The sequence below is a fragment of the Bradyrhizobium sp. genome (genome assembly GCF_027307225.1).
Taxonomy (GTDB): domain Bacteria; phylum Pseudomonadota; class Alphaproteobacteria; order Rhizobiales; family Xanthobacteraceae; genus Bradyrhizobium.
Map to the genome: position 1 here is coordinate 1 of NZ_DAHUXJ010000122.1, position 23441 is coordinate 23441.

The window sequence follows — 23441 nt, forward strand, 5'->3', positions numbered from 1 at the left end:
TGAATGGACCAACGCCATGGGGCAATTTGCCATCCAGTTCGGTGACCGATTTCCTCGGTCAGCGAACTGACTATCGAGGGTCAGTTCGCTGACCGCAACCACCATCACGGGGGCCTCTTACACAAAACTTCTGACATTCCCGATCGTTGAGTCGCTGGCACGATCGACAATCTTCAGTTCCACGACCTTTTTCTCCAACAGCCGCAGGGTCCAGCGCGCGCGTCCCTTGGGCGGCTTGGAACAAGCCAGGGCAATCAGTTTGGCTTCCTTCTCGCCGTCAAAAATCCGCGCAACCCCCGGTGTCGCCCGTTGCTTGCGACTCAACACCGCCTCGAAGCCTTCTTCCACCAGTTGCTTTCGGACCCGGTAAACCATCGAAACGCTGGTCTCCAAAGCCTTGATGATCCGGCTGTCGCTCCAGCCTGCACCGGCTTGCGAGACATCGGCCTTCAACAATATCCGCGCCTTCAGCAGCCGCTGCGCCGGGCTCCTGCCTTTGCGTATCAGCGCTTCTAGCCGTTCGCGTTCCTCGCCGCTCAGCCGCACAACATACTTCTTTACCGAAATCTCCCTGGCAGCCATCATCGCCTCCGTCGCCCGCGTCGCGACGGAATCGAATCACAAAAAGACCGCCTGTTCAAATTAATTGAAGCGACCGACTAGAAGCCGATATTTGCCAGTGTCCTTTCGGTTTTGACATTCGTAAAAGTGCCCGCCGCGACATGACACGAATGTCAAAACCGGGACACTGGCCCGAATGGTCGCCTTGCGAAGGCCTGTTCTTTCTAGGACGATGGAGAAAACAGGGTTCTCCGGGAGGTTCATCATGCGCCATTCGCGCGCGTTGTTTGCGATGCTTTTGGCGCTCGGTATATGCGGCAGCCTCGGCGCGGCGCGCGCACAAAACTATCCGAACCGCACCATTACGATGGTGGTCCCGTTCCCGCCGGGCGGCTCGACGTCGATCGTCGGGCGTATCATCGCCGACAAGATGAGCGAGTTGCTCGGCGAGAGCATCGTCGTCGACAACAGGGGCGGGGCAGGCGGCACGGTCGGCAGCAAGTCGGTGGCGAAAAGCGAGCCCGACGGCTACACGCTTCTGCTCGGCTACACCGGCACGCTTGCGATTGCGCCCTCGCTCTACCGCAATGCCGGCTACGATCCGCGCAAGGATTTCAAACCCAACGGCATGATCGGCAGCTCGCCGTCTTCGCTGGTGGTGCATCCCTCATTCCCGGCGAAAACCGTGGCCGAGCTCGTCGCCTATGCCAAGGCCAATCCGGGCAAGGTCAATTTCGGCTCCGCCGGGATCGGCACCGTCGGCCACATCACGGGCGAATATTTTGCCCAGGCGACCGGCGTCAAGATTGTTCACATTCCCTACAAGGGAACGGGGCCCGCCATCAGCGACCTGTTGGGTGGGCATATTCCGATGTCGTTTTCGCCGATCGCGACCACGGCGGGCAACGTCAAGGGCGGGCTGCTGCGGGCGCTCGCCGTGACCTCGGCTCGCCGCAACAAATTATTGCCTGAAGTGCCGACCATGATCGAAGCAGGCGTGACCGGTTTCGATGCGGTGCTGGTCTATGGGCTTGTCGCGCCTGCGGGTACGCCGCCTGGGGTGATCGACCGGCTCAACAAGGCTTTGCGGGACGCGCTTGCCTCAGATGCGGTGAAAAAGCAGCTCGAATTGGACGGCACGGAGATCACGCCCAGCACGCCGCAACAATATGCCGACTTTATCGACAAGGACGAAAAGAAGTGGTCGGAACTCGTGAAGGCAAGCGGCGTCGAGCCGGAGTAATACGGCGTTTCGCGCAAAAGCCGTTCCCTCCCGGTCTTCCTATGTTCTAAAGTCGGCCATGTTCGATCAAATGATTCGCTCTAGTACCGCCGATCTGAAGTCCCTACACCGTGAGCGGCGAGTTCGTTTAAGGGACGTCAGATCGAAAAGCGGTACTAGAATCATTATTTTGCTAGTACCCGTGACTTTCCGAAGTTCGTGAAAGGTGGGTGCTGAGATGGTGCACGAACTTCGGAAAGTGGGTACTAGCGCCGGATGTTTTGCGCTCGCGCTGTTGCTGAGCGCGCCGGTTGAGGCCGAAGACAGCGTTGCGCCGCCGGTTGCGAACACCATGGCGCAGGCCGCTTCGCCTTATGCGATCGCAGAATATCGCAGGCGGCTCGCTGAATATCAGAAAGCGCGCGCGGCGTTCGAACAGGAGGCCGGCGCCTACTGGAGTGCGATCGTCGAGAAGCGGCGCGGCCGCAACGCCAAGCGGCGCGAGCATCTTGCCATCGCGCTCGACGACTATGTGTTGACGCAGCCCCCTAGCTATCGCGGACCGAGGCGGCCGGTGAATCCTGAACCGGAGGCGCCCGAAGCGCGGCCGCCGCGCCAGCACAAGGCGATCCCGGTGGTCGGCGATCTCATGCAGGCGGCGAGCGAACAGTTTCAGTGGACACCGCAAAAGCCGTCGAGCGAGATCGAATTCAAGCGCGCCTATGCGCGCGTCGCGCTGGCCGCAGGGCTGACACGCGAGCAGGCGGTGCGGGTCTACTCGTTCGAGACCGGCGGCACCGGAAATTACGATGTGCAGGCGGGAATAGAGCATGGCGGCAAGCGCGCGATTTCGACCGCGATGGGCTACAACCAGCTGCTCACCACCAACAGCATCGAACTGCTCGCCGAGCAGGGGCCTGAATTCGTGCGAGCGCTGACGCAAAAGGCGGCCATTCTTTCGGGACAACCCCGTCAAATCCTGGACCGCAAGATCGCGGTACTGAAGAAGATGGTGGCCTATGCGCGCTCGGTACCGGACGAATGGTCGGCGCATGAGAAACTTGCCGATACGCCGCAGGGCTGGGCGCTGCATGCGATGGTGCTCGACATCGACGTCGGCCCGCTTCTGCAAACGCACAAGCTCCTGACCTCGGTGATCTTCGCACGCGCCAAGGGCTATAACCGTCCGCTCACCGCCGCTGAACTCGAAATGATGAATCTCACCGGCGACGGCACCGGGCTCGATATGGTGACGATGCCGCAGGCGATGCGCGAGCAGGTGCCGACCTCGAATTTCTTCCAGCGCGGCGGCTATGAGCGCAACCCGGTGGCGATCCGCCACAACACCGTCGCCAAGCTGCTAGCGATCACCGACAACCGGATGGACGCGAACTCTGGCCAGCCGGGCGCGAAGGAGCTTGCGGCGGCGCTCTATCAGGCCGCTCCGTTGTCTGCCCAGGCGACGTCCGCGCGATGATGGAATTGGGCCGTTATTCCGGCCCGAACACGAAGCTGCCGTCATCGTTGAGATAGGGGCCCTTGCGCATATAAAGCTGTCCGTTCTGTCCGAGGAAGAACAGCGTGCCCTTCGGCACCTTCTTGGCGCCCTTGAGCAGCAGGGCGGCATTGCTGGTCCCCATCTTGTAGGCGTGGGTTTTGCCGTCCTTGCCGTAGGCGTAGCCCATGTCGGCCTTCAAGTCCCACGGCGTCCCAGCTTCCGCAAAGGCCGGCACTGTCAGCGCGGCGAGTGCCGCTGCGGCGATCAATGGCCTGATCGAAAAACGCGTCATGTCCTCATCATCCTCCCAATCGTGACCGCATGCGCGTGCGGCCGTCCCGTTTTGAACAAATCACGAACGATGTCAGCCCGTCAACATGCTGGCGCATATCGTCAGTTTCGGCGAATGACTTTGTCATTCCGCGCCTTCGCGACTATCTTGGCTGAACGACGCGTGAGCCGGCAGAAAACGTGCCTACCGCCGCACCGGGGACAATCAGGATGAATCAAATTGTGAAAATCGGCTTTGCCGTTGCGTTGTTGCTGCCGCTGGCGAATGCGGCCAGCGCGGATGAGTTCAAGCTCAGCAGCAATCAGCGCATTGCCTGTAGCCGGGGGCTGATGGCTGGCAAGCTCAATACGGCCACCTGCAAGTCGTACGCCTATCTCTTCAACGCCAGGACGTCGGAATATTTTCGCTGCCAGGTGTCGCTGGCGCTGACGCGTGACAACAAGGAAGTGATCAACGTTCAGGCCGATGGCGGCTGCACCAGGAAGCAGCGCGTTTTCGAGACCGATTCCGAATACTCCTTCGATGCCACCGAAACCGAGCCGCCGAACACCAACTCGTTCTTCGGGCCCGGCGGCTACTCGATCTGGGTCAGCGACAATGCCAAGCAGCGCGTCCGAGGCTGCATCACCATCTCTTCGGGCCTCGGCTCGGACATTTCCAAATGCCTCGACATGACGTTCCAGTGACGGTCCATGCGTCGCCTGCGGCCTGCGCGATTTTGCCGCTCCTGGCTCTTCGTCGAAGGCGCCAATGAAACAGCGCTGTCCCGTGCGCCCACGAGCGGCGCAGACGTCCTGATCCAGGAGCTCGAGGATTTCACGCCGCCCGAATTGCGTGCCGCAGCGCGGGCGCTTGCCCCCGACCTTTATGCGTCCTGGCGCGCCGCCGGCCAGATGGTCGCCGTGCGCGTCAATCCGCTCGATCAGGACGGCATGGATGATCTGGCGGCCGTGATGCGCGGGGCGCCCGATATCGTGGCGCTGCCGAAAGTCGCCGAGCCGCACCATGTGACGCGGCTGGACGAGGCGGTGAGGCGTTTCGAACGGCAGTATCGCATCCCCGAAGGCTCGACCGCGCTGTTGCCGAACATCGAATTCGCCCGCGGTCTCGTGCAGACGGCGGCGATCGCCAAAGCCAGTCCCAGGACGGTCGCCTGCCTGATGGCTTCCGAAGATATGGCCGCCGATCTCGGCGCCGAGCGCGGGCAAGACGGTCTCGAAATCGCCTACTGCCGCCAGCGCTTCCTGGTCGAATGCGTCGCCGCCGGCACGGTCGCGGTCGATTGCCCCTATACGTTCAGCGATATCGACGGCCTTACGCGTGACACGCGCTGGGCGCGGCGGCTCGGTTATGTCGCCAAAAGCGCCGTCGACCTCGCCCATGCGCAGATCGTCAACGGCATTCTTTCGCCTGACGAGGACGAAGTTCGTCGCGCGCGCCGCCTTGTCACGGTGTTCGAGTCCGCGCGCGCTGCCGGGCAGGGCCGCGTCGAACTCGATGGCGCGCTGGTCGAACTGCCGGCCTATGCCACCGCCAAACGCCTGCTCGCCCGTCACGAGGCGATGCAGGAATTTGAGCTGGGCGATTGAGTTCGCCGAATTACGCAGCGCTCCCTCCCCCTGAAAAGGAGAGGGTTGGGGTGGGGGTCAAACGCCGCCGTTGCGGATGGCGATCGCCTCAGTGCCCCATCCGCGCCGAGGCTGGATGACCCGGCACCTTGAAGCGCTTGCCGGTGTCAGTGACCTTGGTGCCATCGACCTTCAGGATCGAAAAATCCTGGTCCAGAAAGTTGCCGGCCAGAAGATATTTGCCGTCCGGCGTGAACGCGACCGCCTCAGGCAAGCCGCCGACCTCGATATCCTGGGTCTTGGTTACCTTCTTGCCGTCGATCTTCAGGATCGAGAGGCTGCCGTTCTTCTGATAGTAAAATGCCTTCTTGTTGTTGGAGCCGCGCAGGATCGCCGCGACCGCGACATCGCCCTTCGGCGACATCGCAAGTCCTTCCGGTCCGTCGCCGACCACGACGCGGTCGATGATCCGCGGCGGATTCGCCTCGAGGTCGATCACGCTCGTAGTGTCGACACTGCCGTCGGAAGCGCCGGAATTGCCGTTATCCGAAGTCAGCGCAAGTTTGCTGTTCGGCGCGATCACCACGTTATAGGGCCACTGGCCGGTCGGCAGATCGATCTTGCTGTAGGTCACCTTGCCGCCGTTAACGTCGAGCACCGATACCTTGTGCGCCGGGAATCTCACGGCCAGCGCATGCTTGCCGTCGGGCGTGAACATCACATGGGCGACGCTGTCGGGGAAAGTGATGGTGTCGGTGATCTTGACGTCGGTGCCGTTGACCGAAAGCACGCTGATCGAATTGTCGCCGCGGTTGGCGACCAGCGCCATCTTGCCGTCCGGGCTGAAGTTCAAGCCCGACGGCTGCTTGCCGCCGGTGAGGGTCGCTGCCAGCTTCGGCGGGTTGGCTTTCATGTCGATCACGAAGATCTTGTTATCCGGCACCTGCTTGAGCGCATCGCCGTCCTTGACGACGTCCACGGAGTCGGCAACGAGCGCGACCGAACCGGTCGGATCGATGTCGACATTGACCGGCGGTCCGATCACCGAGTTTTCAAGCGGCAGGGTGGCTACGATCTTGGGCGCCTCCGGATTGGCGAGATCGACGATCAGAACGGCATCCTTGCCCGGCGCGGCAAGTACGCCCTTGCCTGCATCGTCCCAGGTGAGCTTCTCGTCGAGGCCGACGATCATGAAGGGCTTGGCAGAAACACAGTTAACACCAACGCCGCACAGCATCGTCGTCGCCAGCGCAAATCCAAGCTTTCGAAAAACAGGCATATTCGCGTCCTCCCCGAAACCGGCCTCTCTGTCGGGCAGGTTTACGGGCGGACATTACGCGGGGAGGCCTGTCCTTGCTAGTGGTCCGATTCTAACATTCGTATCCCATCTCCGTTCGGTCAGCAGATAGATCGCGAGGCGGGCCCAGGACCGTCGCGGATATCGGCGCGCATCCAGCTTGCGCTCCACGCTGTTTCCCGCCTGCGGCAAGCTCAACCCCACTTCGTTCGACGATTTTCAACAAGCAGGGTCAGCCAGTGGTTCCCTCGGCGCGCCACTCAACGGTTGACCGCGAGGCTTTGCCCAGCCAAAGCTGCAACAAAAATGGGAGAGGTCCTTTGGGACGACTGCAAGGCAAGACGGCGATCGTGGTTGGCGCCGGTTCGATCGGGCCGGGCTGGGGCAACGGCAAGGCGACGGCCGTGACCTTTGCACGCGAGGGCGCACAGGTGTTTTGCGTCGATCGCAACGCTGCGGGCGCCTCCGAGACCGCCGGGATCATCACGGGCGAAGGCGGCAAGGCGACCGCTTTTGCCGCCGACGCGTCGCGGTCTGAGGACATCGCGGCAATGGTAGCGGCATGCCGAAAGACTTACGGTCGCATCGATGTGCTCGACAACAATGTCGGCATCGCCGAGACCGGCAGCGTGGTCGATGTGGCCGAGGCCGACTGGGACCGCGTCTTCGCCGTCAATCTCAAGAGCGCCTATCTCGCCATGAAGCACGTCATCCCTGTCATGGTAGCGCAAGGCGGCGGGTCCATCATCAACATCTCCTCGATTGCTTCGATCCGGCACCTCGGCATTTCCTATGTCACCTATGCGGCCACGAAGGCGGCGATGAACCAGATGACGCGCACCACGGCCGTCGAGTTCGCCGCCCAGAAAGTTCGCGTCAATGGCGTCCTGCCGGGCCTGATGAAAACGCCGATGGTGGCGCACTCGGTGGGCCTTGCGGCGAGCTATGCCAAAGGCGACGTGGAGGCGATGTGGCGGGCGCGTGACGCGCAGGTGCCGATGGGACATATGGGCGATGCCTGGGACGTCGCCAACGCCGCCTTGTTTCTGGCTTCCGACGAATCGAAATACGTCACCGGCATCGAACTCGTTGTCGACGGCGGCATCACGCTGAAAGTGACGTGAAAGCCAGATGCATTTTTCATTTGCGATGCCGATCCGCAAACTAGTGCCCACTTTCCGAAGTTCGTGCTCTATCGCAGCACGCACTTTCACGAACTTCGGAAAGTTGTGGGCACTAGCAAAGCGACTGATTCCAGTACCGCTTTATCGATCTGAAGTCCCTGATCGAATTCGCCGCTTGTGGTGCAGGGACTTCAGATCGGCGGTACTAGTGCCCACTTTCCGAAGTTCGTGCTCTATCGCAGCACGCACTTTCACGAACTTCGGAAAGTTGTGGGCACTAGCAAAGCTACTGATTCCAGTACCGCTTTATCGATCTGAAGTCCCTGATCGAATTCGCCGCTTGTGGTGCAGGGACTTGAGATCGGCGGTACTGACGGCCGCCGTTTTGTGGCTGGCGCTGGTGCCGCAGATGGCGTCCGCGGCACCGGTCGAGCCCACCACCGAACAGATCGATTCCGCGCCCTGCATGGCGGCGGTCACGGCGGCCGATGATGAGAAGATCATCGCCTCGTGTGCCGCGTTGATCGGCAACGACAAGGCGCCGAAGGCCGATCGCGTCAAGGCCGCCGTCGCGCGCGCCTCAGCCTATGACCGCAACGGCGAGATCGATCGCGCGATCGGCGATGACGACATTGCGCTCAGGCTCGATCCGACGCTGGCCGACGCATTCAATGCGCGCGGCGAACTTTATCGCCGAAAGGGTGACCGAGTTCACGCGCTTTCGGACTTCGGCACTGCGTTCAAGCTCAATCCCCGCAACGCCGCCGCGAAAGCCAATTACAAATCGTTGTCGCTGGAGATCGAGCGCATCGGCGCGATGATGGCGGTCAACGACAAGCCGAGTTTCAATTGCGCCTCCGCGAGACGCCCGGTCGAAAAGGCGATCTGCGCCAATCCCGAACTCGCCAATCTCGATCGGGAGATTAACGCCGTGAACACCAGGGTTGTGCGCGAAGCGAGCCAGGCCAGTCCGCGTTCGGGCCGCGCCATGCAGCGCGAGCAGGACGAATTCCTCAGCCGCCGCAAGGCCGAATTCGGGCGGCCCGGTTTCGACCTGCAAAAGATGATGCGGGGCCGGCTCGACCATTTGCTGGCGGTGCAGCGGCCCTGAGCCTTTCCGGCCCGTGAACCTCGTGGGCGGCTAAAGCGACAAATGGCTCAAATCGGCAGCGATGCCGATTACCCCGACGATCAAGAGCCGGTCATGCGACCCTTTGCCTCGCCGTTTGCCGTCGCCATTTTGGCCGCCGCTACCTTGCCTTTGGCCGCCGCTCATGCCGAAACGGAGGCCGAGCCGGCCGTCGTCTGCGCCCCGCATTCGGATGCCGCGGCGGCCAGACTGATCGACAGCTGTACCGCGCTGATCGACAATCCCGCAACACCGGCCGCCGATCGCTTCCAGGCCATGGTCGTGCGGGCGATGGCGCGTCACAAGGCTGGCGAGAGCGACAAGGCGCTGGACGAGCTTGGTCGCGTCATCGCCGACGACCCCAATCCCGCCCACGCTTACCGGGCTCGCGGCGAAATCCTGCGCCAGCAACGCAAGACCGTCGAAGCGTTCGACGCGCTGAACCAGGCGATCCGGCTCGAACCCGGTAACGCCCAGGGCTATGAAACCCGCGCCAATATTTTCAACAATGCCGGTAAATATGACCGCGCCATCGAGGACTACGACGAGGCGCTGCGGCTGAAGCCTGAATTCGCGCTGGCCCATGCCGATCGCGCTGCCGCCTGGTATTTCAAGGGCGAGTATCAGAAGGCGATTGGCGACGACGATCAGGCCATCAAGCTCGATCCGAACCGGGCGCAAACCTACACCAACCGCGGCGCAGCCTATCGCAAGCTCGGCAACATCCAGCACGCGCTCGACGACGAAACGTCCGCGATCCGGATCGATCCGTCAAACCCCGAGTTCTTCGACAATCGCGGGCTCGATCTCTACGGCAACGGCGATTACACCGGTGCGATCGCCGACTTCGATCAGGCGATCAAGATCCGTCCGCAGGCGAACTTCCTCACCAACCGCGGCGATGCCTACCAGGCGATGAACGACTACGACCGCGCTATCGCCGATTATGATGCCGCCGTGAAGCTCGATGGCAAATTCCAGCGCGCGTTCAACAATCGCGGCGCGGCGTGGCAGCGCAAGGGTGACCGCGAGCGCGCGTCGCAGGATTATGCGGAAGCTGTTCGGCTCAATCCCTCCGACGCCAAGGCCGCCGACAATTACAGGAAAGTCTCGCTCGAAATCGGACGTTTGGGCGAGCTGAAGGACGAAGGTGCCTTGCCGAGCTTCAATTGTGCAGTCGTCAGGCGTCCGGTGGAGAAGGCGATTTGTGCCGATCCCGAACTCGCCCGGCTCGACCGCAACATGAGCGATGCCTTCCTGAAGGCGATCGCGGCTGCGGAGAACAATAGTCATCGTGCTGCGCTGAACCTGACGCGGCAGCAGCGCGAATTCATCGAGAGACGCAACGCCTCCTATGGCCGCCCCGGCTATGACCTGCGTCAGGCGATGGCCGAGCGGGTCGATCAGCTCAGCGCCATCTCCAGGCGATAGCCTTTATCCGAAGGGCTGATCTGTTCCGGCTTGATCTTGTGCCGCTTCGGATGACAATGGCCGTTAAACAATCAGCGGCCGCTCCGCATCGTTATGCCCGGCCATGACGATAAGTAGGACAGGCCTCGGGAGAGGTGCCATGAACATTCACGGAAAAAGCCGGTATCAAGAGGCCCATGCGTGCTCGCTCCGCGATCCCGAAGGCTTTTGGGGCGAAGCCGCACGCGAGATCGACTGGATCAAGCCGGCGGAAAAAATATTCGATCCCAGCCAGGGTCTTTACGGCCGCTGGTTTGCCGGCGCCGTCGTCAACACCTGCTACAACGCACTCGATCGCCATGTCGAGCGCGGGCGCGCCGATCAGCTGGCGCTGATTCATGATTCGCCGCTCGCCGGCCGCGTCACCAAATTCACCTATGCCGAGCTGCTCAACGAAGTGAAGACACTGGCTGCGGTCATGGTCGATTTCGGCATTGCCAAAGGCGACCGCGTCATCATCTACATGCCGATGGTCGCCGAAGCGGTGGTGGCGATGCTCGCCTGCGCACGGATCGGCGCGGTGCATTCGGTGGTGTTCGGCGGTTTCGCGCCCAAGGAGCTCGCGACGCGGATCGATGATGCCGCACCGAAACTGATCTTTTCGGCCAGCTGCGGCATCGAGCCCGGCCGCATCGTCGCCTACAAGCCGCTACTGGATGAAGCGATCAAGCTCGCGCAGTTCAAGCCGCAAGCCTGCATCATCCTGCAACGGTCGCAACAGACCTGTGAACTGACGGCCGGACGCGATCACGATTGGGCGGCTTTGCGCGGGGCCGCAATAGAAGCGAAAAAGTCCGCCGACTGCGTGCCGGTGCTGGCGACCGATCCGCTCTATATCCTCTATACGTCAGGCACGACCGGCATACCCAAGGGGGTCGTGCGCGACAATGGCGGGCATCTGGTTGCGGTGGAATGGTCGATGTACCACCTCTACGGCATCAAGCCGGGCGAGGTGTGGTGGTGCGCCTCGGACATCGGCTGGGTCGTTGGCCACAGCTATATCGTCTACGGCCCGCTCATCCATGGCGCCACCTCGATCATGTATGAGGGCAAGCCGATCGGCACTCCCGACGCCGGCGCGTTCTGGCGCGTGATCGCCGAGCACGGCGCGGTCGCGCTGTTCACCGCACCGACCGCTTTCCGCGCCATCCGCAAGGAAGACCCTGAAGGCAAGTTCATCCGGCAATACGACCTGTCGAAATTCCGCACGCTGTTTCTGGCCGGCGAACGCGCCGACCCGCCGACGGTCGAATGGGCGGAGAAGCAGTTGAAGGTGCCGGTGATCGACCACTGGTGGCAGACCGAAACCGGCTGGTGCATCGCCGGCAACCCGGTGGGCTTAGGCCTGCTGCCGGTCAAGCACGGCTCGCCGACGGTGCCGATGCCGGGGTATCGCCTCGCGGTGGTGGATGAAGCCTCAAAGCCGGTCCCTGCCGGCGCCATGGGCTCGATCGTGATCAAGCTGCCGCTACCGCCGGGATCGCTGCCGACGCTGTGGCAGCAGGACGAGCGCTGCAACGAAGCCTACTTCAGCGAGTTTCCCGGCTATTACAAAACGTCCGATGCCGGCTACATCGACGAAGACGGCTATGTCTTCGTGATGGGCCGCACCGACGACATCATCAACGTCGCCGGTCATCGTCTCTCCACCGGCGGCATGGAAGAGATCCTGGCGTCGCATCCGGACGTCGCCGAATGCGCCGTGCTCGGCATCAAGGATGCGATCAAGGGCGAGGTGCCCTGCGGCTTCCTGGTGCTGAAGGCCGGCGTTGCGCGCAAGGCGGACGAAATCGAAAAGGAAATCGTGGCGCTGGTGCGCGAGAAGCTCGGTCCGGTCGCCGCGTTCAAGCTAGCGATCACGGTAGCGCGGCTGCCAAAAACCCGGTCGGGGAAAATCCTGCGCGGCACCATCAAGAAGATCGCCGATGGCGAGCAGTGGTCGATGCCGGCCACCATCGAGGACCCCAAGGTGCTGGATGAGATCGCCGAGGCGCTGAAGGGGAGGGCCTAAGGCTTACAAATCCCACAATTCGGGCTACACCTACCGCCCGACATCACGGGATTTTGCATGCGGCTTTTTGCTCTGAGGTTTCCGATCACGCTGGCGCTGACGTCGCTGGCGCTCGTTTCCTGCACCCATCGCGGCGAGTTGCCGGCGAACTCTGCCTTTACCGAGGACGACGACACCTTCTGTCGCGCCGGCGGCAAGGTCGCGCCCGGCTCGCCGCAATATGTCGCCTGCGTCAGGGATCGCGATACCCAACGCGGCAACGCCATCGACCGCGCTGACAAGAAGCAGCGCGACCTCGGCGAATACATGCTGAATAATCCGGTTCACCCCTGACGGAGGGCGGCCGGCGCTGGGCGCGCAAAGCCTCGCAAGACGAACGCGGCGCGCTACTTCCGAAAGCCGTTTTCGAAAAGCTATTCCTGGTCCGGCTTCTTGCCGCCGATGGTCTTCAACTTGGCAAAGACGGCGTCGACGTTGAGGTCGTCGCGTTCCTTCTCCGTAACCTCGAGTTCCGCTTCCTTGCGGGTGGTCTCGGAGGCCGGCAGCAGCGTCGGGCCGCCGTGAGAGATGTCGGTCGGCTTTTCCTTGGCCGCGCGCTGCACCTCGAAATCGAGCTCAATCTGCGAGCACAGGCCGAGCGTCACCGGGTCCATTGGGGTCAGCGTCGAGGCATTCCAATGGGTGCGGTCGCGGACGCTGGCGATCGTGGTCTTGGTGGTACCGACCAGGCGCATGATCTGCGCGTCCTTTAATTCCGGGTGGTTGCGCACCAGCCAGAGGATCGCGCTCGGCCGCTCGTGACGGCGCGAAACCGGGGTATAGCGCGGGCCCTTCTTCTTGGCCTGCGGCGGCAGCGTCACCTTGCTCTCGGCGATCTTGAGCCGGTAATTCGGGTCCTGTTCACCCTTTTCGATCTCGTCCCGGGTCAGTTGGCCGGTCGAAATCGGGTCCATGCCCTTGATTCCCTGGGCGGCGTCGCCGTCGGCGATGGCGCGCACCTCGAGCGGATGCATTTTCGTGAAATCCGCCACCTGATCGAAGGTCAAAGCGGTATTATCGACCAGCCACACGGCAGTTGCCTTCGGCATCAGCGGTGCATTGCTCATGGCAAATCTCCTTTGCGCTTCGCCCACCTCCCGGAGGCGAAGCCATGGTCATCAACGATGACGGGAATTAGGCCCCTTATATGCCTTCCCGGGCGGCTAGTGAAGTGGATTTGACATTCGCTCCCCACTTGGCCGCAGGCTCGCAAAGCGTATGTCAAAATCCTAAACTTCACTAGTGCGGCCAATTTGAAGTTCCTATCAGTCTCGCCGAGAGTTCGTTATAGGAACTCCAAATTCAAAGCCGCACTAGAATCAATAAGTTGCTAGAGCTCCTTTTGATTCCGAAGTTCGCATCGGAGGGGCCGCACTAGCTTGCGAACTTCGGAATCGGAGCTCTAGAATCTGATATTTGCTAATGATCCTATGATCCTAACATTCGCAAAAGTGGCAGCTGAGAACGGATGCGAATGTTAGAATCGGATCATTAGCGCAATGGGTTGCCCTTGACAGGGCCCGAAAGCCGTCCCAAGTCCTCTTACGGATCAATCCCTTTGAATCGACCGTTCCGCGACCCTTTGGCCATGGTTAAGGCTTGGGCTGAGGAGGTCCGAGGCCGCCTTATGCCAGCCAAACCACCCCTGAGAATCGTGCTTTGTTCGCCGCGGGGCTTCTGTGCCGGCGTGGTCCGGGCGATCGATACCGTCGAGCGCGCGCTGACGATCTATGGCGCTCCGGTCTATGTCCGCCACGAAATCGTGCATAACCGCTATGTGGTGGACAGCCTCAAGACCAAGGGCGCTATTTTCGTCGAGGAACTGTCGGAGATCCCCGACAGCACCAATGCGCCGGTGGTGTTCTCGGCCCACGGGGTTCCGAAATCGGTGCCGGCCGAGGCCCGGACCCGCAATTTCTTCTCGCTGGATGCGACCTGTCCTCTGGTCACCAAGGTGCACCGGGAAGCGGCGATCCATTTCAAGCGCGGCCGCGAAATTCTCCTGATCGGCCATTCCCATCATCCGGAGGTCGTCGGCACGCTCGGCCAATTGCCGGCCGGCGCGGTGACGCTGATCGAGACCGCGGAGGACGCGGCGACCTTCACTCCGAAGGATCCCAACAATCTGGCTTTCGTGACCCAGACCACGCTGTCGATCGACGACACCGCGGGGATCGTCGCGATGCTGAAGGGGCGGTTTCCGAACATCTCCGGCCCGCACAAGGAAGACATCTGCTACGCCACCACCAACCGCCAACTGGCGGTGAAGAAGGTGGCGCCGGTGGTCGACGCCTTGATCGTGGTCGGCGCGCCGAACTCGTCGAACTCGCAGCGGCTGCGCGAAGTCGCCGAGCGCGAAGGCTGCCCGATCGCAGTCCTCGCGCAACGCGCCGGCGATCTCGACTGGGCGCGCTTCGAAGGCATCAAGAGCCTCGGCATCACGGCGGGCGCTTCGGCGCCGGAAGTGATTGTCGAAGAGATCATGGGCGCATTCGCCGAGCGCTACGAATTGCATGTGGAGACGGTGTCGGCTGCGGAAGAAAACGAATTCTTCCCGTTGCCGCGTTCGCTGCGGCCTGACGCGGCCGAATAACTTCAAGACCGGGATGAGCGCACATGGCGGTCTACACCGACGTCGCCGCCGATGAGCTTGCGGACTTTCTGAAGGATTACGAGATCGGCGGACTGTTGTCCTACAAGGGCATCGCCGAGGGCGTCGAGAATTCCAACTTCCTGCTGCACACGACGTCGGGCGCTTTCATCCTGACGCTCTACGAAAAGCGGGTCGCCAAGGGCGACCTGCCGTTCTTTCTCGGCCTGATGACGCATCTCGCCTCGCGCGGGGTCAATTGCCCGCAGCCGGTGAATGACAAGCACGGTGAGGCGCTGCGTACGCTCGCCGGCCGTCCCGCGGCGATCATCACGTTTCTCGAAGGCGTCTGGCCGCGCAAGCCCACCGCCGCCCATTGCGCCGGCGTCGGCAAGGTGCTGGCGCAAATGCATCTGGCCGGCAAGGATTTTGCGATGTCACGGGCCAATGCGTTGTCGGTTTCGGGATGGCGGCCGCTGCTCGAGCAGGCTCAAGCGCGCGCCGACGATGTGCAGCCGGGTCTGCGCGACCAGATCGCCGCCGAACTCGATTATCTCGAGAGCGGCGGCTGGCCGCAGCATTTGCCCGGCGGCGTCATCCACGCCGATCTCTTCCCGGACAATGTGTTCTTTCTCGAGGACAAGGTCTCCGGCATCATCGATTTCACCTTCGCCTGCACGGACATGTTTGCCTACGACGTGGCGATCTGCCTCAACGCCTGGTGCTTCGAGGGCGATTGTTCGTTCAACGTCACCAAGGCGCGCGCGCTGCTCTCGGCCTATGGCCGCGAGCGGCAGCTATCGAAAGCGGAAGAGGATGCGCTGCCGCTGCTGGCGCGCGGCTCGGCGCTGCGCTTCCTGCTGACGCGTCTGGTCGACTTTCTCAACGTGCCGAAGGGCGCATTGGTGCGTCCAAAGGATCCTCTGGAATACGTTCGCAAGCTGCGCTTTCACCAAAGCGTATCGTCGATCCGCGATTACGGCGTGTAGTGCGGCGGATTTGGCATTCGCATAGCGTATCCGCGAGTTGTTTTGGCGAATGTCAAATCCAAAGCCGCACTACCAGATGATATTTGCTAGTGTCCCTTTTGGTTCTGACATTCGTAAAGGAGCTCGCTGCAACATGATACGAATGTCAGAACCGGGACACTAGTCGTGAACCCACTTCCCCAGGTCATCATCCACACCGACGGCGCCTGCTCGGGCAATCCCGGTCCGGGGGGCTGGGGCGCGATCCTGAAATTCGGCGAGGTCGAGAAAGACCTCGTCGGGTTCGAAGCCCACACCACCAACAACCGCATGGAATTGATGGCGGCGATCTCGGCGCTGGAAGCGCTGAAAAGGCCCTGCGCGGTCGATCTCTATACCGACAGCCAGTACGTCCGGCAGGGTATCACCGGGTGGATCCACGGCTGGAAGAAGAACGGCTGGCGCACCGCCGACAAGAAGCCGGTGAAGAATGCGGAGCTGTGGCAACGTCTCGATGATGCCTTGAAGCCTCACAAGGTCAATTGGCACTGGGTCAAAGGCCATGCCGGTCACGACGAAAACGAACGCGCCGACCAGCTCGCGCGCGACGGCGTCGCGATGGCAAGGCTGAAGGGGTAGGGGGAGCCCGTCATTCCGGGGTGATGCGAAGCATCGAACTATCGTGCGCAGTTGCGCACAAGAGAATCCCGAGATTCCGCGTCTGGTGCTTATGCACCATCCCGGAATGACGACAGCCGTTAAAGCTGTCCGAGCAGCGTGTCGCCGCCGGAAACCTCGACCTTGCCGGGCGCGGGTTCAAGGTTGAACTTCTTCACGACGCCGTCTTCCACCACCATCGAATAGCGCTTGGAGCGGATGCCGAGCCCGTTGCCGGAAGCGTCGAGCTCCATGCCGATCGCCTTGGTGAATTCGGCGTTGCCGTCGGCCAGGAACGTGGCTTCGTCGCGCTGGTCGGTGTCGCGCTTCCAGGCGTTCATCACGAAGGCATCATTGACCGAAACGATCGCAATCGTGTTCACGCCCTTGTCCTTGATGGCATAGGCGTTCAGGAAGATGCTCGGCAGATGCATCTTGTGGCAGGTGCCGGTATAGGCGCCGGGCACGGCGAACAGCGCGACCTTCTTGCCTTTGAAGATGTCGTCGGTGCTTTTAACCTGGACGCCGTCCGTCGTCATCACGCGAAATTTGGCCTCGGGCAGCTTGTCGCCAACTTTGATCGTCATCGTCAATTCTCCTTGGGGATGGTGCGGGCGTTTTTAGACCGGGCCCTTGTGCGGCACAATATCGCGACTAGTGGAGTGGATTTGACATTCGCCACCCACTTAGCCGCAAACTCGCAAGGCGAATGTCAAATCCGAAACTCCACTAGAATATTGAATTTGCTGGTGGTCCTTTGATTCTAACATTCGCAAAGGTGTCCGCTGAGGAGGGATGCGAATGTTAGAATCGGACCACCACCTAGCCCGAAAAGCCGCCAGCGTCGAGAAAGGCCTGCTCCTCCGGAGTCGTTATGCGCCTAAGGATGCGGTTTCGGTGCGGAAAACGCCCGAACCGGCGGATGATGTCGGCATGGATCTCGGCGTACCCAAGGTTTTCCGCATTGTCGCCGGCACGGAAGAGCTCAACGCAGCGGATCTGATCGGGCAGATGCTCCGAATGCATGAACGGCAGATAGAGGAATTGCAGCAGCGGCGGCTCCATGCGCCGGTCGACGCCGCGTTGCAGCGCGCGGTTTGCGACCTCACGGGCCAGAGCGTCGCTCGAGAAGGCCTTGGCGTCGCCACGAAACATGTTGCGCGGGAATTGATCCAGCACGATGACCAACGCCAGTGCGCCTTCGTCGGAGTGTTCCCATGACGTGAACTGGCCGGCCGCGGCTTCCCGCCAGAGCGCGAAGAAGCGGTCTCGCACGGCGGCATCGAAGTCGGCGTCCGGTGTGTACCAGCGCTCGTGCCCGGCTTCGCGCCAGAAGGCGACAACCTCTCGGAGGAGTGAATCGTCCGTCATGGCGCCGGCGCGGTCCGTTTCCACTCAGGCGGCCGCCGCCTTTTTCTCGTCGCGCAGCTCGCGGCGCAGGATCTTGCCTACATTGGTCTTCGGCAGCGCGGTCCTGAACTCGATCTGCTTCGGCACCTTGTAGGCCGTGAGCTGCGTGCCGCAGAACTTGATGACGTCTTCGGCAGTGAGGTTCTGATCCTTCTTGACGATGAAGGCCTTCACCGCTTCGCCGGACCTGGTATCCGCGACGCCGATCACAGCGCATTCGAGCACGCCCGGATGGCTTGCAATCACTTCCTCGATCTCGTTCGGATAGACGTTGAAGCCGGAGACCAGGATCATGTCCTTCTTGCGGTCGACGATCTTGGTGTAGCCGTCCTCGCTCATCACGCCGATATCGCCGGTGCGGAAATAGCCGTCCGCGGTCATCACCTTGGCGGTCTCGTCCGGCCTGTTCCAGTAGCCGGCCATCACCTGCGGGCCCTTGGCGCAGATCTCGCCGGGCTCACCGAGCGGCAGTTCGTTGCCGTCGTCGTCGCGGATCGATAGCCAGGTCGATGGCACGGGAAGGCCGATCGAGCCGGAGAATTTGTCGGTGTCGGCCGGGTTGCAGGTCAGTGTCGGAGAAGTCTCCGACAGGCCATAACCTTCCGACAGCGCGCAGCCGGTCACGGCCATCCATTTTTCGGCGACCGGCTTTTGCGTGGCCATGCCGCCACCGTTGCAGGCTTTCAGCTTCGAGAAATCGAGCTTGTCGAAACCCGGCGTGTGCAACAGGCCGTTGTAAAGCGTGTTGACGGCCGGAAAGAAATTGACCTGATATTTTGCAAGCTCCCTGATGAAACCGGCCATGTCGCGCGGATTGGGGATCAGGAGGTTAACGCCGCCGGCGCGCACGCCAAGCAGGTAGCAGGCCGTCAGCGCGAAGATATGATAGAGCGGCAGCGCGCAGACGATGAAAAGCTCATCGACCTGCGGCGGCTTCTTCAGTGTCGGCTGCAACCACGCATCGTTTTGCAGCACATTGGCGAGGATGTTGCGATGGAGCAGCGTCGCGCCCTTGGAGACGCCGGTAGTGCCGCCGGTATATTGCAGGAAGGCGACGTCGTCGGGCATCAGCCGAGGCTTCTGGAAGGTCATGGTCCGCCCCGCCGCAACCGCGTCGTTGAACGAGACGCTGCCTGGAAGCGAATAGGCGGGCACCATCTTCTTCACGCGGCGGACCACGAGGTTGACGATGACGCCCTTGAGGCCGAGCAGGTCGCCCATGCTGCCGACAATGACGTGCTTGACGGAGGTTTTGGCGATGACTTGCTGCACGGTGGTCGCAAAATTCTCCAAAACGACGACGGCTTCAGCCCCGGAATCCCTGAGCTGATGCTCGAGCTCGCGCGGCGTATAGAGCGGATTGACGTTGACGACCGCATAGCCCGCGCGGAGCACCGCGGCCGTCGCGATCGGATATTGCAGGACATTCGGCATCATCAACGCGACGCGGGCGCCCTTTTGCAGGCCCTTGCGCTGCAGATAGGCGGCGAGCGCCAGCGACATCTCGTCGAGATTGCGGTAGGTGATGGACTTGTCCATGCAGATGAAGGCTTTGCGGTCGCGGAACTTGGCAAAGCTTTCCTCCAGCAGTTCGACCAGGGATGAATATTGGGTCACATCGATATCGGCGGGCACGCCAGCCGGATATTGCTTGAGCCAGATGCGCTCCATGTCGCTTCCCCTCTCGGTTTATTTCGTTGGACCTCGTCCGTTGCCGCCACGAGACATTTTATTTGCTGGCAATATTGGGCGTTGCCGCCGCCGATGGCAAGCGACTGCAGGCCGCAGGGATCCCCGGTTCGGGCGCCCCTGAGGGTCAATGAGCGCGATTTTTGATCGGATATGTTGCGCTAGCCGCTGCTCTTGACGTCGGACTTCGGCGCGGGCTTGGTCCGTTTCGCCGCAGCCTTTGGCTTTGCCGGCTTGTCTGATGTCGCCGGCTTGTCGGCGTTCCTTGCTGCCGCATCCGGCTTGGCGTTGGCATGCTTGACCGCCTTTGGCTTGGCTGCGTTGCCAGCTTCGTCGGGGCCTGCCTCGGGCGGCTTTTTCGCCGTGTGGCGCGACCTTTTGCCATGCCGCGCCGCCGCCGTCTGTTCATTGGAATCGGCGGCGACCGCTGCGATCAGCGCCGCGCCGGTGCGGGTCGGTCCGGTATAGACCGGGATCGGCTCCGACGGCGTGGGCGCGGCGGCCAGGACTTCCGAGGGCTTCAAGGCCGGCGCCTGGCCGGTCGCGAAAAAGGCGAGCGCCTGCCCGGAGCTGTCGCTGGTCGCGGTCGTATCTTCGTCTTCGTCGCTGGCCGGCTTGTGACGCCTGCCGCTGCACATCTCGTCGTGCAGGTCGGGCGGCGAAGCATCGACTGGCACCAGACTGTCCACCGTGCCGAGCGAAGGCTTCAGCCATGACAGCGAGTCGTTGGCAAAGCCGCGGTCCAGCATCTGGATCGCCTTGATCGAGCGCGCATGACCGGAAGAGGCGCCAAGCACGACGGCGATCAGCCGCTTGCCGTTGCGCGTCGCCGAGGCCACGAGGTTATAGCCGGACGCGCAGATGAATCCGGTCTTGAAGCCGTCGGCCCCGGGGTAGCGTCCGATCAGCTTGTTGAAATTCTGCGTGATCCTGTGGCCGTAGCGGATCGAAGGGATATCGACAAAATATTCGTATTCCGGCAGGTCGTGAACGATCGCGCGCGCCAGGATCGCGATATCGCGCGCCGAGGTGACGTGACCGTCGGCCGGCAGCCCGTTCGGATTGACATAGTGGGTCTGCGTCATGCCGAGCCGCCTGGCGTTGTCGTTCATCATCGCCGCGAAACCATCGATCGAGCCGCCGACGCCTTCGGCCAGTACCACGGCCATGTCATTGGCCGACTTCACCAGCAACATCTTCAGGGCGTTATCGACGGTGACCCGCGTGCCGGGCCGGAAACCCATTTTCGACGGTGACTGCGATGCGGCCGTCGGCGACACCGTGAACATCGTATCGAGGGTGATGCGTCCTTCCTTGACCGCCTTCAGCGTCACATAGGCCGTCATCAGCTTGGTGATCGAGGCCGGATACCACGGGTACGTCGCGTTCTCGGCTTGCAGGACCTTGCCGCTATCGGCTTCCACCAGCAGCAGTGCTTCGGCATTCGCGGCGTGCGAGGCCAGCGTCAACGCAGCGAGAAGGACGATCGAACGCAGTGACGATCTGAAATGCGACGGGCGATGGAAATGCACTATCCGATTCCGGTCCTTTGAGACCCGCCTTTGCATCAAGGAGGTCTTCACGATGTGACATGCGGGTTTCAAGCGTGTCCGGCGGTGGGTGCCAACCTATACTGGCTTGCCGCGCGGGAACAGACTCAACAACCAAAAATCGGCGATGAAATAGGCCGAATTTCGACGGTACGTCAGCCTTGACGGCGATGTGAGGTACTTCAGGAGGCCGTCAGGCTCGCGCGTGCGCTTTCCTGCACCATGAACTGGGCCCTGGCCAGTTCCGCAAAGCGGCCACCTTTCGCGACAAGTTGATCGAAAGTTCCGCTTTCGATCACGCGACCATTGTCGAACACCAGGATCAGCGTGGCGTTGCGAATGGTCGAGAGGCGGTGGGCGATGACGAACGTCGTACGCCCTTTCATCACTTCGTCGAGTGCGGCGTTGACCTTGGCTTCGGTGACCGCATCGAGCGCGCTGGTCGCCTCGTCGAGGATCAGGATCGGCGGATCCTTGAGCAACGCACGCGCGATCGACAGCCGCTGACGCTCGCCGCCGGACAGCATGCGTCCGCGCTCGCCGGCATTGGTGTCGAAGCCGAGCTCGCCGCGCTCGATGAAATCCAAAGCCTGCGCGCGGCTCGCTGCAATCCGCAATTCCTCGTCGGTCGCGTCCGGCTTGCCGACGCGCAGATTGTCGGCAATCGTCCGGTCGAACAGCAACGCTTCCTGGAACACCACGCCGATATTTCGCCTGAGCGCGTTCAGCTTCAAGCCGCGCACGTCCATGCCGTCGATCTTGATGAAGCCGGATTGCGGATCGAAGGCGCGGTGTAGTAGCGCGATCGCGGTGGATTTGCCGGCGCCGGTCGGGCCGACCAGCGCGATGGTCTGGCCGGGCAGCGCGGTGAAGGAGAGATCTTCGACCGCGGGCCGCTTGCCGTCATAGGAAAACGATACATCGTTGAACTCGACGAGGCCCGACAGGCGTCCGGTATCGATCGCATCCGGCCGGTCGCGCACCGCGGGCACCGCGTCGAGCACGTTGAAGAATTCGGCAAGCCGCGGCGCCTCCATGAAGACGTTGTTGATGAAGCTCACCACCTGCTCGAGCTTCTGGATCAAAAGTGTGGCGAAGGAGACGAACATCACGATCTCGCCGACCGAGGTCAGGCCCTGCTCGTGCAGGAGGATGCCGACGGCGAAGATCGCCAGAATCGTGATCGTGGTCGAGGCTTTCGTGATCACGGTGACCATCGCCCACCACGACAGCACCGGCATCTGCGCCGCCAGCAGTTTGTCGGCGACGAAGCGCACGCCCTGCACCTCGGCATCGATGCGCACGAAGCTTTGCACCAGCGCGACGTTGCCGAGCGCGTCGGACGCGCGCGCCGACAGGTCGCCGTAATAGGTCTCGACGTCGTTCTGCATGCCGTAGGTCTTGCGTACCACCAGCGTCGTCAGGACGGTGAAGATCACGCAGAGCATGAACAAGAGGACGGCCAGCCGCCAGTTGATATAGAGCGCGAGCGGCAGCAGCACGACCAGCGACAGGATTGCGGCGAAATGCTCGCGGAAGAATCCGAGCCACAGCCGCCACAGCGCGTCGGTGCCGTTGAGCATCACCTTCATCAGCCTCCCGGAATGGGTGCCGGTGTGGAAGGTGAGCGGCAATTGCAGGATGTGTTCGAAATAGCCGGTCAGCACGGCCTGACGCTGGCGGTGCGCCAGGCGGTCGGCGTGCAGCGCCACCCATGCCCCGCACAGGATCGTGAACAGGCCGAACGCCGCCCAGGCGAGCAGCATCGGCCAGGCCGACGACGAGCCAAAGGGGCTCGCAGCCGGCCTGCCGGACAGCGTGTCGACGATCTTGCCGAACAGCACCGGCTCGGCAAATTGCGCGCCGGCGAGCAAGAGGTTGGCGCCGGCGAGAATCCATCCCAACCGTGCTTCCTTGCCGAGCAGCCCAAGCACGCGCGCATAGAGGCGAAGCAAAGACATGCAGCTCCAAACGGCCGACCGGGATGGCGCTCATCCTGTCAGCGGCATCTAATCAGGGAGCGGCGTAAAGGACCAGCGTCCCTTTTGTCGGTGCGCATCGTGAATATCCCTTCCTCATCAGGGATAACCTAATTTTTGTCGTCTAATACGTGTGGGTAGTGTTGCCGGTCCCATTCGTCGGTTCGAAAGAGAATTTTAGCGGCGTCGATAATCTTGTCGCTCGGGCGGTACGCGACCTTACCAAGTCTGACCTCGGCGTCATACCAAGCGACCAGATGAAAGTGGTCATTTCTCTCGCCGATAGACTGAAGCTTCTGGATGAGGAGGTTACGTCCCTCGTCGTTGAGGTAGATTTCGAACTCCCCGCCAGCTGTAAGACTCATCGTGATACGAGGCGCCATGGAT

Annotated in this window: 22 protein-coding genes; 12 read left to right on the forward strand and 10 right to left on the reverse strand. The window is 61.9% G+C overall.

The features are described 5' to 3' along the window. Window positions 1–117: 117 nt before the first annotated feature. On the reverse strand, window positions 118–546 hold the full coding sequence (locus M6D32_RS20780; RefSeq protein WP_298259741.1) for a helix-turn-helix domain-containing protein: 429 nt from the start codon (window positions 544–546) through the stop codon (window positions 118–120). Between the two features lie 280 nt (window positions 547–826). On the opposite strand from M6D32_RS20780, the gene M6D32_RS20785 reads away from it, so the two are divergent. Both M6D32_RS20785 and M6D32_RS20790 read left to right on the forward strand, forming a co-directional pair. After that, on the forward strand, window positions 827–1804 hold the full coding sequence (locus tag M6D32_RS20785) for a tripartite tricarboxylate transporter substrate binding protein (protein ID WP_298259742.1): 978 nt from the start codon (window positions 827–829) through the stop codon (window positions 1802–1804). A 217-nt stretch (window positions 1805–2021) separates the two neighbouring features. Next, window positions 2022–3260, forward strand: a complete 1239-nt coding sequence (locus M6D32_RS20790) for a hypothetical protein (protein WP_298259743.1) — start codon at window positions 2022–2024, stop codon at window positions 3258–3260. A gap of 13 nt (window positions 3261–3273) precedes the next feature. Here the strand turns inward: M6D32_RS20790 and M6D32_RS20795 are convergent, their stop codons facing one another. Continuing rightward, entirely contained in the window at window positions 3274–3573 is a 300-nt protein-coding gene (locus tag M6D32_RS20795; RefSeq protein ID WP_298259744.1) for a hypothetical protein, read from the reverse strand. Between the two features lie 209 nt (window positions 3574–3782). On the opposite strand from M6D32_RS20795, the gene M6D32_RS20800 reads away from it, so the two are divergent. Together M6D32_RS20800 and M6D32_RS20805 are read left to right on the forward strand one after the other, a co-directional pair. Next, on the forward strand, window positions 3783–4259 hold the full coding sequence (locus M6D32_RS20800; protein WP_298259745.1) for a hypothetical protein: 477 nt from the start codon (window positions 3783–3785) through the stop codon (window positions 4257–4259). A gap of 6 nt (window positions 4260–4265) precedes the next feature. Next, complete coding sequence (locus M6D32_RS20805) at window positions 4266–5162, forward strand: CoA ester lyase (RefSeq protein WP_298259746.1); 897 nt, start codon at window positions 4266–4268, stop codon at window positions 5160–5162. 88 nt (window positions 5163–5250) lie between these two features. Here M6D32_RS20805 and M6D32_RS20810 read toward each other — a convergent pair whose 3' ends face one another. Next, entirely contained in the window at window positions 5251–6420 is a 1170-nt protein-coding gene (locus tag M6D32_RS20810) for a beta-propeller fold lactonase family protein (protein WP_298259747.1), read from the reverse strand. 338 nt (window positions 6421–6758) lie between these two features. On the opposite strand from M6D32_RS20810, the gene M6D32_RS20815 reads away from it, so the two are divergent. The 5 genes from M6D32_RS20815 (at window position 6759) to M6D32_RS20835 (ending at window position 12505) form a co-directional block, all read left to right on the forward strand. Beyond that, window positions 6759–7562, forward strand: coding sequence for a glucose 1-dehydrogenase (locus M6D32_RS20815; RefSeq protein ID WP_298259748.1), 804 nt, complete (start codon window positions 6759–6761; stop codon window positions 7560–7562). A gap of 355 nt (window positions 7563–7917) precedes the next feature. After that, entirely contained in the window at window positions 7918–8673 is a 756-nt protein-coding gene (locus M6D32_RS20820) for a hypothetical protein (protein ID WP_298259749.1), read from the forward strand. A 93-nt stretch (window positions 8674–8766) separates the two neighbouring features. Next, window positions 8767–10122: a tetratricopeptide repeat protein gene (locus M6D32_RS20825; protein ID WP_298259750.1), complete on the forward strand. Its 1356-nt coding sequence runs from the start codon at window positions 8767–8769 to the stop codon at window positions 10120–10122. A gap of 139 nt (window positions 10123–10261) precedes the next feature. Beyond that, a complete protein-coding gene (locus M6D32_RS20830; RefSeq protein WP_298259751.1) occupies window positions 10262–12172 on the forward strand; it encodes a propionyl-CoA synthetase in 1911 nt (636 codons plus the stop codon). A gap of 57 nt (window positions 12173–12229) precedes the next feature. Continuing rightward, window positions 12230–12505, forward strand: coding sequence for a hypothetical protein (locus M6D32_RS20835; RefSeq protein ID WP_298259752.1), 276 nt, complete (start codon window positions 12230–12232; stop codon window positions 12503–12505). 80 nt (window positions 12506–12585) lie between these two features. Here the strand turns inward: M6D32_RS20835 and M6D32_RS20840 are convergent, their stop codons facing one another. Next, window positions 12586–13278 carry a cell cycle transcriptional regulator TrcR gene (locus tag M6D32_RS20840; RefSeq protein WP_298259753.1) on the reverse strand — a complete coding sequence of 231 codons (693 nt, stop codon included), beginning with the start codon at window positions 13276–13278 and terminating at the stop codon, window positions 12586–12588. 560 nt (window positions 13279–13838) lie between these two features. On the opposite strand from M6D32_RS20840, the gene ispH reads away from it, so the two are divergent. The 3 genes from ispH to rnhA all read left to right on the forward strand — a co-directional run bounded on the left by ispH (window position 13839) and on the right by rnhA (window position 16408). Continuing rightward, window positions 13839–14804 carry a 4-hydroxy-3-methylbut-2-enyl diphosphate reductase gene (gene ispH / locus M6D32_RS20845; protein ID WP_298259755.1) on the forward strand — a complete coding sequence of 322 codons (966 nt, stop codon included), beginning with the start codon at window positions 13839–13841 and terminating at the stop codon, window positions 14802–14804. Between the two features lie 23 nt (window positions 14805–14827). Further along, complete coding sequence (locus tag M6D32_RS20850; RefSeq protein WP_298259757.1) at window positions 14828–15790, forward strand: homoserine kinase; 963 nt, start codon at window positions 14828–14830, stop codon at window positions 15788–15790. Between the two features lie 165 nt (window positions 15791–15955). Next, on the forward strand, window positions 15956–16408 hold the full coding sequence (rnhA, locus tag M6D32_RS20855) for a ribonuclease HI (RefSeq protein ID WP_298259759.1): 453 nt from the start codon (window positions 15956–15958) through the stop codon (window positions 16406–16408). 119 nt (window positions 16409–16527) lie between these two features. On the opposite strand, the gene M6D32_RS20860 is transcribed toward rnhA, so the two are convergent. The 6 genes from M6D32_RS20860 to M6D32_RS20885 all read right to left on the reverse strand — a co-directional run bounded on the left by M6D32_RS20860 (window position 16528) and on the right by M6D32_RS20885 (window position 23437). Continuing rightward, on the reverse strand, window positions 16528–17013 hold the full coding sequence (locus M6D32_RS20860; protein WP_298259761.1) for a peroxiredoxin: 486 nt from the start codon (window positions 17011–17013) through the stop codon (window positions 16528–16530). 235 nt (window positions 17014–17248) lie between these two features. Further along, window positions 17249–17797: a DUF924 family protein gene (locus M6D32_RS20865; protein ID WP_298259764.1), complete on the reverse strand. Its 549-nt coding sequence runs from the start codon at window positions 17795–17797 to the stop codon at window positions 17249–17251. A 24-nt stretch (window positions 17798–17821) separates the two neighbouring features. Further along, window positions 17822–19507 carry a long-chain fatty acid--CoA ligase gene (locus tag M6D32_RS20870; RefSeq protein WP_298259765.1) on the reverse strand — a complete coding sequence of 562 codons (1686 nt, stop codon included), beginning with the start codon at window positions 19505–19507 and terminating at the stop codon, window positions 17822–17824. A gap of 179 nt (window positions 19508–19686) precedes the next feature. After that, window positions 19687–21057, reverse strand: a complete 1371-nt coding sequence (locus M6D32_RS20875; RefSeq protein WP_298259767.1) for a D-alanyl-D-alanine carboxypeptidase family protein — start codon at window positions 21055–21057, stop codon at window positions 19687–19689. A 200-nt stretch (window positions 21058–21257) separates the two neighbouring features. Further along, a complete protein-coding gene (locus M6D32_RS20880) occupies window positions 21258–23036 on the reverse strand; it encodes a glucan ABC transporter ATP-binding protein/ permease (RefSeq protein WP_298259769.1) in 1779 nt (592 codons plus the stop codon). 128 nt (window positions 23037–23164) lie between these two features. Beyond that, window positions 23165–23437 (reverse strand): hypothetical protein, encoded by a 273-nt coding sequence (locus M6D32_RS20885; RefSeq protein WP_298259771.1) that lies wholly within the window; start codon window positions 23435–23437, stop codon window positions 23165–23167. Between the last annotated feature and the right edge of the window lie 4 nt (window positions 23438–23441).

What these genes read in the sequence shown, in the direction of transcription:
- M6D32_RS20785 (WP_298259742.1), top strand. Translation starts at nt 827, where the DNA reads ATGCGCCATTCGCGCGCGTTGTTTGCGATGCTTTTGGCGCTCGGTATA.
- M6D32_RS20790 (WP_298259743.1), top strand. Translation starts at nt 2,022, where the DNA reads ATGGTGCACGAACTTCGGAAAGTGGGTACTAGCGCCGGATGTTTTGCG.
- M6D32_RS20795 (WP_298259744.1), bottom strand. Translation starts at nt 3,573, where the DNA reads ATGACGCGTTTTTCGATCAGGCCATTGATCGCCGCAGCGGCACTCGCC.
- M6D32_RS20800 (WP_298259745.1), top strand. Translation starts at nt 3,783, where the DNA reads ATGAATCAAATTGTGAAAATCGGCTTTGCCGTTGCGTTGTTGCTGCCG.
- M6D32_RS20805 (WP_298259746.1), top strand. Translation starts at nt 4,266, where the DNA reads ATGCGTCGCCTGCGGCCTGCGCGATTTTGCCGCTCCTGGCTCTTCGTC.
- M6D32_RS20810 (WP_298259747.1), bottom strand. Translation starts at nt 6,420, where the DNA reads ATGCCTGTTTTTCGAAAGCTTGGATTTGCGCTGGCGACGACGATGCTG.
- M6D32_RS20825 (WP_298259750.1), top strand. Translation starts at nt 8,767, where the DNA reads ATGCGACCCTTTGCCTCGCCGTTTGCCGTCGCCATTTTGGCCGCCGCT.
- M6D32_RS20830 (WP_298259751.1), top strand. Translation starts at nt 10,262, where the DNA reads ATGAACATTCACGGAAAAAGCCGGTATCAAGAGGCCCATGCGTGCTCG.
- M6D32_RS20835 (WP_298259752.1), top strand. Translation starts at nt 12,230, where the DNA reads ATGCGGCTTTTTGCTCTGAGGTTTCCGATCACGCTGGCGCTGACGTCG.
- M6D32_RS20840 (WP_298259753.1), bottom strand. Translation starts at nt 13,278, where the DNA reads ATGAGCAATGCACCGCTGATGCCGAAGGCAACTGCCGTGTGGCTGGTC.
- ispH (WP_298259755.1), top strand. Translation starts at nt 13,839, where the DNA reads ATGCCAGCCAAACCACCCCTGAGAATCGTGCTTTGTTCGCCGCGGGGC.
- M6D32_RS20850 (WP_298259757.1), top strand. Translation starts at nt 14,828, where the DNA reads ATGGCGGTCTACACCGACGTCGCCGCCGATGAGCTTGCGGACTTTCTG.
- M6D32_RS20860 (WP_298259761.1), bottom strand. Translation starts at nt 17,013, where the DNA reads ATGACGATCAAAGTTGGCGACAAGCTGCCCGAGGCCAAATTTCGCGTG.
- M6D32_RS20865 (WP_298259764.1), bottom strand. Translation starts at nt 17,797, where the DNA reads ATGACGGACGATTCACTCCTCCGAGAGGTTGTCGCCTTCTGGCGCGAA.
- M6D32_RS20870 (WP_298259765.1), bottom strand. Translation starts at nt 19,507, where the DNA reads ATGGAGCGCATCTGGCTCAAGCAATATCCGGCTGGCGTGCCCGCCGAT.
- M6D32_RS20880 (WP_298259769.1), bottom strand. Translation starts at nt 23,036, where the DNA reads ATGTCTTTGCTTCGCCTCTATGCGCGCGTGCTTGGGCTGCTCGGCAAG.
- M6D32_RS20885 (WP_298259771.1), bottom strand. Translation starts at nt 23,437, where the DNA reads ATGGCGCCTCGTATCACGATGAGTCTTACAGCTGGCGGGGAGTTCGAA.